Below are 8,228 nucleotides of genomic sequence, written 5' to 3'. Positions count from 1 at the left end.
ACATGGAGGCAAAGAGGGTAAATACAAAAATCAACGTCCGTTTAAACACTGTTTTTATAAACTCTGTTGTTATAAACACTGTGTGTTACTCCTTACCTTTTTTTTGTGAGCCACCAACCGACGCTATACAGCACTTGACCAATCAAATCTTCTAATACGAGGCGGATTTTGTGTCTTCAATTAAGTCGCCCTCTTTTAACATCTGTTCATCTTCAAAGACAAAACCGGGCACAAGCCCAATGTACTGCTCGCCGATCAATCCAGAAGTTAGAATTTGCACACTCGACGTTTCTGGAAATTGATCATATTGACTGTTAATAGCCATAGTGACCACCGGAAGCAAGCTCTTTCTATCGAGTTTAATCTCGGCCACTCGCCCAACGACTACACCACCCACTTTGACTGGCGAGCGCACTTTTAAAACTACCGATATTGTCAAATTCAGCTTTCAATTGGTAAGTATGGTTGGAACCCAACCCTTTTAACGTCAGCGACCTGAAAAATCATCACCAGAATTGCGCAAATTCCAGCAAGGACAAAGCTACCGACCCAAAGTTCTATTTTTCGTGTTTGCTGCATGATTAATTCCCAAACATCATGCGGTGAGTACAAAGTCTACCCTAATACAGCTAAAAGACGAATGCACTACGGTTCTTGTGGTGGCACGGCTAATACCTTCCGAGGTTGGAATAGCATCGTAACCGTTAAACAGTGCAATCCAAGTCACTGTGATGGCAAACATCACGCACTTGTCATACTGTTGCCAATATCTTGCCTAGCCTACCGATGACTGCATCGCAGACCAAAAACTGCCGTGATCAATCCCTTTTCCAATCCACGCCAACAAGCTGGCCTCCCCAAATGCCGACCGCCATAAAAATCATCGCTAGCAACGGCATTGATATTAGCCCAGCCCAAAAGCGAGGAGCGATAATACGTTTGAGCGGATCAACCGCCATCATCTCTAAACTGGAAGCTGCTCGGTGGCTTTCATCAGGCCGATCTCAGCGGTAAGTGCAGAACCAGCACGCCCAGCAAACAGCAGCGCAGTCACCACGGGCCAAGTTCACGCAATAAAGAGAGCGCGACCATCTGCCCAAGCTACCTTCCGCGCCGTAATCGACCAAAATCACATAGCCTTGCAGGCTCAACACCATGCCAATGAACAAGCCAGAAACGACAATAATCGCCAGCGACTGAACACCAACACTGTAGAGCTGCTTCACTAACAATGGAAAATTCTGAATAGGCCGTGGGCGGCTCACTAATGCGCCAAACAGCATCAAGCTCGCTTTGCCAAAGGCTTGGCAAAATTCGAGCGTACGGCGACCGAGCCCTTCAATCCAGTCAGTCAATGTAACATCATGAGAATAGATCCTTTTCTAGGCTTTGCGCTGGAAAGCGAAATGGTACAGGCCATCAGCCTCGCCTTGTAAAAATTGTTGTACGCGAGGATCGCTATTTTGGTAAAGATCGTTTGGCGTTCCTTGGCAATCACTTTGCCGTCAGCCAGCAAATAAACCCAATCGGCAATGCTCATCACTCAGGAACATCATGAAGACCACTATCGAGGTCACCCTAAAGCTTGATTCAAATTGCGGATCAATTCCACCAGCACGCCCATGGTGATCGGGTCTTGCCCACAAACGGCTCATCATACATGATCAGTTCCGGATCCAGCGCAATCGCGCGCGCTAATGCAGCCCTTCTTGCCATGCACCGGATAATTCGCTCGGCATGAGCAAGGCGGCACCGCGCAGACCAACCGCTTCTAATTTTAGTAAAACTAATGTCTTAATCACGATTCATCTAATTGAGTGTGTTCACGTAAAGGGAAAGCCACATTATCGAACACATTTAAATCGGTAAATAACGCGCCCGACTGAAACAACATGCTCATTTTTTTTACGAGCTTGATACAGCTTTTTGCGACTGAGCATCGGGATGTTTTGTTTGTCGAACCAAATCTCACCTTGTTCAGGAAACAGTTGTCCGCCAATAAGACGTAGCAAAGTGGTTTTACCAATACCCGATGGCCCCATAATGGCGGTAATTTTTCCTTGCGGAACGCTGAGACTCACGTCATCGAAAATCTTCCGTCCTGAACGGGAGAAGGTTAAATCTTGATTGTGACAAGATCGTTGATTGGCATCATGAGTGTTTCACTATTGTTGTTCCGCCCCAAAATGATGGGCAATCATAAGCATAACGTTCTAAAATTAAAAGCACTGTTCAATTACATCCTAAAGTAAAGCATCATCTTTCGCCAAAACAATCTTCCGGTCATTTATTGATGGATAGCTAACTAAACCATGAATTGAACGTAATTAATTGATCTTCAGCTTCCCTTTTCGCAACCAACACGTCAAAATTAGCGGTTAATTGCATCATTTTTCACTCATTTCATTAATTAGGTATCATCATGATCGAAGCGGTAGCGTTTTCTCATTGTAGGTTGGTGTTTTAGTCTGGAGCGCTGACAAGTTAGTCTTTGGTTCTGCGCGCTTGCTCGCAACTTCGGCATCTCGCCATTAGTGATCGCATGACTATTTTAGCAATGGGATCGTCAGCACCAGAGATGATGTATCGGCAACGGCCGCTTTGGATGGAAAACCGATACTGCCGTCGTAACGTACTCGGTTCTAACATCGCTAATATTGCTTTGATCTTGGGTATTACGGCACTCATCAAACCGCTGTCAGTTAGTTCTGCGGTGCTCCGCCGTGAACTGCCGCTGATGATTGCGGTCACATTACTTGCGGTGCGTTATTGTGGGATAACCACTTAGGATTCTATGAAGGTGTGTTGCTGTTTGCACTTTTCGCCGTGTTTATCATCGCGATGCTACGCATTAGCCGTAACGAACAAAAAAATGGTGACGCGCTACTTGCCGAGCAGGAATCTGAAAATACCGCAAGGCGTGAGCAACGCAAAAGCGGCTATTTGGGTAGTAATTGGGCTTATCATTCTGCCGATTGCTGCCAGCGTGTTAGTCGATAACGCCGTCATAATCGCTAAGTTTTTTGGCATGAGCGACTTCATTGGCCTGACGATCATCGCTGTTGGAACCAGCTTGCCAGAATTGGCCGCCTCACTCACAAGTGTGTTGAAAGGCGAAGATGATATGGCTGTGGGCAACATTATTGGCTCGAACGTATTCTAATTCAATATTCTTGCCGTGATGGGCTTACCCGGCATTCTTAATCCATCGATACTCAGTGAGCATGCGATGGGACGCGATTTTTGGGTGATGCTTGGCGTATCTCTGCTACTGGTTGCCATGGCTTTAGGGAAATCGCGTAGTATTAACCGCATTGAGGGAGGCGTGCTCTTCCTCGCTTTTATCGGATACCAAGCTTATCTACTTATGAATATGACCGCTTAACCCAAACTCGGAGTATCGAATGTCGAATCAGTTTGATTATCGCAGTGTTGCACAGCAAGTTCTCGCCACCGAAATGGCGGCTTTACAACAGCTAGAGCAATACTTTGACGATTCATTTTGCCAAGCGTGTGAAATGATCATTGCCAATGAACACGGCAAAGTGGTGGTGATGGGTATGGGTAAATCAGGCCATATCGGTAAGAAAATTGCCGCGACCTTAGCCAGTACTGGCACTTCGGCATTTTTCGTACACCCAGGAGAAGCGGCGCACGGTGACCTTGGTATGATCGAGCGTGGCGACATCGTAATTGCTATTTCAAACTCTGGCGAATCCTCGGAAATTTTATCACTGTTTACTGTGCTAAAACGGCTCAATATTCGCATCATTAGCATGACAGGCAACCCGTCATCGAATATGGCAAAGTTGGCCGATCTTCATTTGCAAATCACTGTCCCACAAGAAGCATGCCCGCTTGGTCTTGCGCCAACCTCCAGCACCACCGCAACGCTAGTGATGGGCGATGCGTTAGCCGTCGCACTCTTGCAAGCACGCGGTTTTACCGCTGAAGATTTTGCGCTGTCTCATCCCGGTGGGGCTTTAGGTCGAAAATTGTTGCTCAAGCTCTCTGATATCATGCACATTGGCGATGCACTACCAACAGTGCAACCAAATGCATTGATCCGCGATGCCTTACTTGAGATCAGTCAAAAAGGCTTGGGGATGACCGCGGTAGTAGACAGCAACATGCAGCTTATTGGCATCTTTACTGATGGCGATTTACGCCGCATCTTAGACAAACGAATCGATATTCACAGCGCGGCAATCAGCGAGGTGATGACGCAAAACCCAACGGTAGCAAGCCCTAACATGCTCGCGGTCGAAGGGTTAAACCTAATGCAAGATAAACGAATCAATGGCTTGATGCTGTGCGAAAATGGCACATTGGTCGGTGCATTAAACATGCACGATTTGCTCAAAGCAGGAGTGATGTGATGACCATGATTGATACACTCTACGGCCCGGTCTCACCGCCTATTCTCGATATAGCTAAGCAGATAAAACTTCTGATCTGCGATGTGGATGGCGTCTTCTCTGATGGCTTAGTTTATATGGGCAATCAAGGCGAAGAGCTAAAAACCTTCCACACTCGAGATGGCTACGGCATAAAATCATTGATGAATGCTGGCATTGAAGTGGCGATCATCACAGGTAGGCAGTCAAAAATTGTCGAAAACCGTATGGCCGTATTAGGCATTACACTGGTTTATCAAGGTCAGGATGACAAGGTCAAAGCCTATAACGATATTTGTCGCCAGCTCAATATTGCCCCAGAACACACAGGGTATATCGGTGATGACTTGATTGATTGGCCGGTAATGGAAAAAGTCGCGCTGAAAGTCTGTGTCGCGGATGGTCACCCGCTATTAGTTAAACGCGCAAACTACGTGACCCATATAAAAGGTGGGCATGGCGCTGTACGCGAAGTGTGTGATTTGATTTTGCAAGCTCGCGGTGAGTTAGATGTGCACAAAGGCTTAAGTGTATGAGTTTATCTCGTGTCCTCTATGTGATACTGATTTTTATCGCATCGTGGTCAGCCTATTACTTGTTCGATAAAGAACAAAGTACCGATATACAAGTTGCTCCGAACTTGGAGTTACCGTCGTTTAGTGGAAAAAATCTCGACAACACCACCTATAACGAGCAAGGTATCCGCAGCTACATCATTCAATCGACGCATCTGGATCATTACGCAAAAAGTGGCGACACCATTTTCGAGTACCCGATACTCAAAGTCTTCCGTGATGGTATTTTGCAAGAGTGGGAGATTACCGCTAAACGCGGCGTACTCGATGAAGAGCAAGTACTCACACTGTATGACGACGTACTGGCAAAAAACCTATTAGCAGATTCTAGTTTTGATACGCTTTCAACCATTAAGATGAGCATTCAACTCAATAATCGCGATTTTTGGGCCGATAATCAGGTCGATTTGGTTGGGCCACAATTCGAAACACAAGGACAAGCGATGAAAGGCAACTTTGCCGACAATACCGCTATTCTTTATAACCATGTACAAGGTAGATATGAAACTCTCACACCTTAGTCTTATTGCTTGTTTAGCGATTTCTGGTCACGTATCCGCGTTGTCTACCGACAGTGCTCAGCAGATTTATCTGAATGCAGACAGCCAACTGCTCGACATGAAAAGCAACCAAATGACACTCCTTGGTAATGTCAATCTCAAACAAGGCAGTATCAATATCAACGCCGACAAAGTGATTGTAACCCGTGATGCGAAAGATGGCTCCATTCAAGAAATTGAAGGATATGGCAACCTCGCCACTTTTTCGCAATTAACCGACGATGGCAAAACCTTGTATGGTGAGGCGAAAGAGCTCTATTACAAATTGGCCGAAGATCAGTTGACGATGATCGATCAAGCCATGTTGTCACAAGACGATAGCATCATCCGTGGTACGAAAATTCGTTACAAAATTTCGTCACAGAAACTGATGGCTGATGGTAACTCTAACGAGCGAGTATCGACCGTGCTTCAGCCGCAAGCCACTACGACACAAGAATAATTATGGCCATACTTAAAGCAGAACATTTAGCGAAAAGCTATAAAAAGCGCAAAGTCGTCTCTGACGTCAGCTTGCAAGTAGAATCGGGGCAGATTGTTGGATTACTCGGCCCTAACGGCGCAGGAAAAACCACATCGTTTTACATGATCGTCGGCCTTGTCGCTCGTGATGAAGGTAAGATCAGCATTGATGATCACGACATCAGCATTTTACCTATGCACAGTCGCTCACGCTTAGGGATCGGCTACTTACCTCAAGAAGCGTCTATTTTTCGAAAATTATCGGTCGAAGATAACATCATGGCGGTACTTGAAACCCGTGAATCGATGACCCGTGAAGAGCGCCAAGATAAACTCGAAGATCTACTAGAAGAATTTCACATTCAACATATCCGCCATAGTGCGGGGATGGCGCTATCGGGTGGTGAACGTCGCCGAGTTGAAATTGCCCGCGCTCTTGCCGCAAACCCACAATTTATTTTGCTTGATGAACCCTTTGCAGGGGTCGACCCCATTTCCGTTATCGACATTAAAAAGATCATCCAACACCTGCGAGATCGTGGCTTAGGCGTTTTAATCACAGACCACAACGTTCGAGAAACATTGGACGTCTGTGAAAAAGCCTATATTGTAAGCCAGGGTCGTTTGATCGCAGAAGGTACACCACATGACGTGCTCAATAATGAAGAGGTAAAACAAGTTTATCTCGGTGAACAATTCCGTCTATGATTAAGTAGAGAGTGACATCAATTCTAAAAATAATAAGGTAACTGGCACTGAATGAAACCCTCATTACAACTGAAGCTCGGCCAACAATTAGCGATGACACCGCAGTTACAACAAGCCATTCGTTTGTTGCAACTCTCCACATTGGAACTCCAGCAAGAGATCCAAGAGGCTCTAGAGTCTAATCCATTATTGGATGTTGAAGAGGCCTATGAAGAGAATGCCACCGCCGATGTTCATAGCATCAATGAGGAGAAAGAAACCAGTGCTGAGGTGTTAGATATTGAGCCACAAGACAGCTCTGACTTAATTGAAAAATCCGAAATCAGCAGCGAGCTTGAGATCGACACCACATGGGATGATGTCTACAGCGCGAACACAGGCAGCACAGGGATCGCCCTTGATGATGACATGCCCGTGTACCAAGGTGAAACAACGCAAACCCTGCAAGATTATCTACTGTGGCAATTAGATCTCACACCGTTTAGCGACACCGACCGCAGCATTGCTCTTGCCTTGATTGACGCCATCGATGACTACGGTTATCTCACCGTTTCTTTGGATGATATTTTAGAAAGCTTTGCCGATGAAAATATTGAGCTTGATGAAATTGAAGCCGTTCGTAAACGTGTTCAGCAGTTTGATCCCCTCGGTGTGGCTTCAGTCAACCTTCAAGACTGCCTGCTTTTACAATTAGCGACCTACCCTGCCAGTACCCCTTGGTTAGAAGAAGCTAAACAGCTGCTGATCCAACACATTGATCTGCTCGGCAACCGTGACTACAAGTTGATCATCAAAGAAACCAAGTTAAAAGAAGAAGATCTGCGAGAGGTATTGCAGCTCATTCAACAACTTGACCCAAGACCGGGAAATAACATTTCAACCGAGCACGCCGAATACGTTGTGCCTGACGTGTCTGTTTACAAAGATCACGGCAAATGGGTGGTCACAATAAACCCAGATAGCGTACCAAAACTTAAGATAAATCAACAATATGCAGCATTAGGCAAAGGTAACAGTGCCGATAGCAACTACATTCGCAGCAATTTGCAAGAAGCAAAATGGCTTATTAAGAGTTTAGAAAGTAGAAACGAGACACTGCTCAAAGTTGCCAAGTGTATTGTTGAACATCAACGTGATTTCTTTGAGTATGGTGAAGAGGCGATGAAGCCAATGGTACTCAATGACGTTGCTTTAGCGGTAGAAATGCATGAATCCACCATATCAAGGGTGACAACGCAGAAGTACATGCATACTCCGCGTGGTATTTTCGAATTGAAATACTTCTTCTCCAGCCATGTCAGTACCGACAGCGGGGGAGAGTGTTCATCGACTGCAATACGAGCACTGATTAAAAAACTGGTGGCCGCTGAAAATACAGCCAAACCATTAAGTGACAGTAAAATTGCAGATCTACTGGCTGACCAAGGGATTCAGGTAGCTAGACGGACGATAGCTAAATACCGTGAATCGTTGGGCATTGCTCCATCGAGTCAGCGCAAACGCCTACTGTAAGGCACAAAACAGAG

Annotated in this window: 8 protein-coding genes and 4 pseudogenes; 9 read left to right on the top strand and 3 right to left on the bottom strand. The window is 45.8% G+C overall.

Features of this window, described 5'->3' with window-relative positions; translation table 11 throughout:
- Positions 1 to 92 precede the first annotated feature (92 nt).
- The 3 pseudogenes from mlaD to N5E84_RS15830 all read right to left on the bottom strand — a co-directional run bounded on the left by mlaD (position 93) and on the right by N5E84_RS15830 (position 2,093).
- Positions 93 to 579 (bottom strand): annotated as a pseudogene (mlaD, locus tag N5E84_RS15840) (outer membrane lipid asymmetry maintenance protein MlaD).
- A gap of 2 nt (positions 580 to 581) precedes the next feature.
- Positions 582 to 1,355: pseudogene (gene mlaE / locus N5E84_RS15835) on the bottom strand (lipid asymmetry maintenance ABC transporter permease subunit MlaE).
- A 7-nt stretch (positions 1,356 to 1,362) separates the two neighbouring features.
- A pseudogene (locus N5E84_RS15830) lies at positions 1,363 to 2,093 on the bottom strand (ATP-binding cassette domain-containing protein).
- Between the two features lie 449 nt (positions 2,094 to 2,542).
- On the opposite strand from N5E84_RS15830, the gene N5E84_RS21500 reads away from it, so the two are divergent.
- The 9 genes and pseudogenes from N5E84_RS21500 to N5E84_RS15795 all read left to right on the top strand — a co-directional run bounded on the left by N5E84_RS21500 (position 2,543) and on the right by N5E84_RS15795 (position 8,214).
- Complete coding sequence (locus N5E84_RS21500) at positions 2,543 to 2,788, top strand: hypothetical protein (RefSeq protein WP_410001415.1); 246 nt, start codon at positions 2,543 to 2,545, stop codon at positions 2,786 to 2,788.
- A complete protein-coding gene (locus tag N5E84_RS21495; protein ID WP_410001414.1) occupies positions 2,770 to 3,000 on the top strand; it encodes a hypothetical protein in 231 nt (76 codons plus the stop codon). Before N5E84_RS21500 ends, N5E84_RS21495 begins: the two co-directional genes overlap by 19 nt.
- Positions 2,921 to 3,385: pseudogene (locus tag N5E84_RS21490) on the top strand (hypothetical protein). The gene N5E84_RS21495 and the pseudogene N5E84_RS21490 overlap by 80 nt, the downstream one beginning before the upstream one ends.
- A 19-nt stretch (positions 3,386 to 3,404) precedes the next feature.
- Complete coding sequence (kdsD, locus tag N5E84_RS15820; RefSeq protein ID WP_019282520.1) at positions 3,405 to 4,379, top strand: arabinose-5-phosphate isomerase KdsD; 975 nt, start codon at positions 3,405 to 3,407, stop codon at positions 4,377 to 4,379.
- Positions 4,379 to 4,933, top strand: coding sequence for a 3-deoxy-manno-octulosonate-8-phosphatase KdsC (gene kdsC / locus N5E84_RS15815; RefSeq protein ID WP_202599046.1), 555 nt, complete (start codon positions 4,379 to 4,381; stop codon positions 4,931 to 4,933). The genes kdsD and kdsC overlap by 1 nt, the downstream gene beginning before the upstream one ends.
- Positions 4,930 to 5,493, top strand: a complete 564-nt coding sequence (lptC, locus tag N5E84_RS15810) for an LPS export ABC transporter periplasmic protein LptC (RefSeq protein ID WP_019282521.1) — start codon at positions 4,930 to 4,932, stop codon at positions 5,491 to 5,493. Before kdsC ends, lptC begins: the two co-directional genes overlap by 4 nt.
- The gene (gene lptA / locus N5E84_RS15805; RefSeq protein WP_017047032.1) at positions 5,474 to 5,974 is read left to right on the top strand and encodes a lipopolysaccharide transport periplasmic protein LptA; all 501 of its coding nucleotides are present in this window, start codon (positions 5,474 to 5,476) and stop codon (positions 5,972 to 5,974) included. Before lptC ends, lptA begins: the two co-directional genes overlap by 20 nt.
- A gap of 2 nt (positions 5,975 to 5,976) precedes the next feature.
- A complete protein-coding gene (gene lptB / locus N5E84_RS15800; protein ID WP_013855971.1) occupies positions 5,977 to 6,702 on the top strand; it encodes an LPS export ABC transporter ATP-binding protein in 726 nt (241 codons plus the stop codon).
- 51 nt (positions 6,703 to 6,753) lie between these two features.
- Positions 6,754 to 8,214: an RNA polymerase factor sigma-54 gene (locus tag N5E84_RS15795; protein WP_069212112.1), complete on the top strand. Its 1,461-nt coding sequence runs from the start codon at positions 6,754 to 6,756 to the stop codon at positions 8,212 to 8,214.
- The last annotated feature ends 14 nt before the right edge of the window (positions 8,215 to 8,228 follow it).

Source organism: Vibrio sp. J502 (assembly GCF_025397955.1).
In the GTDB taxonomy this organism is placed as follows: Bacteria; Pseudomonadota; Gammaproteobacteria; order Enterobacterales; family Vibrionaceae; genus Vibrio; species Vibrio anguillarum.
The sequence above is the reverse complement of the archived record's forward strand: the minus strand, read 5'-3'. Positions and strand labels throughout refer to the sequence as shown.

What these genes read in the sequence shown, in the direction of transcription:
- N5E84_RS21500 (WP_410001415.1), top strand. Translation starts at nt 2,543, where the DNA reads ATGACTATTTTAGCAATGGGATCGTCAGCACCAGAGATGATGTATCGG.
- kdsD (WP_019282520.1), top strand. Translation starts at nt 3,405, where the DNA reads ATGTCGAATCAGTTTGATTATCGCAGTGTTGCACAGCAAGTTCTCGCC.
- kdsC (WP_202599046.1), top strand. Translation starts at nt 4,379, where the DNA reads ATGACCATGATTGATACACTCTACGGCCCGGTCTCACCGCCTATTCTC.
- lptC (WP_019282521.1), top strand. Translation starts at nt 4,930, where the DNA reads ATGAGTTTATCTCGTGTCCTCTATGTGATACTGATTTTTATCGCATCG.
- lptA (WP_017047032.1), top strand. Translation starts at nt 5,474, where the DNA reads ATGAAACTCTCACACCTTAGTCTTATTGCTTGTTTAGCGATTTCTGGT.
- lptB (WP_013855971.1), top strand. Translation starts at nt 5,977, where the DNA reads ATGGCCATACTTAAAGCAGAACATTTAGCGAAAAGCTATAAAAAGCGC.
- N5E84_RS15795 (WP_069212112.1), top strand. Translation starts at nt 6,754, where the DNA reads ATGAAACCCTCATTACAACTGAAGCTCGGCCAACAATTAGCGATGACA.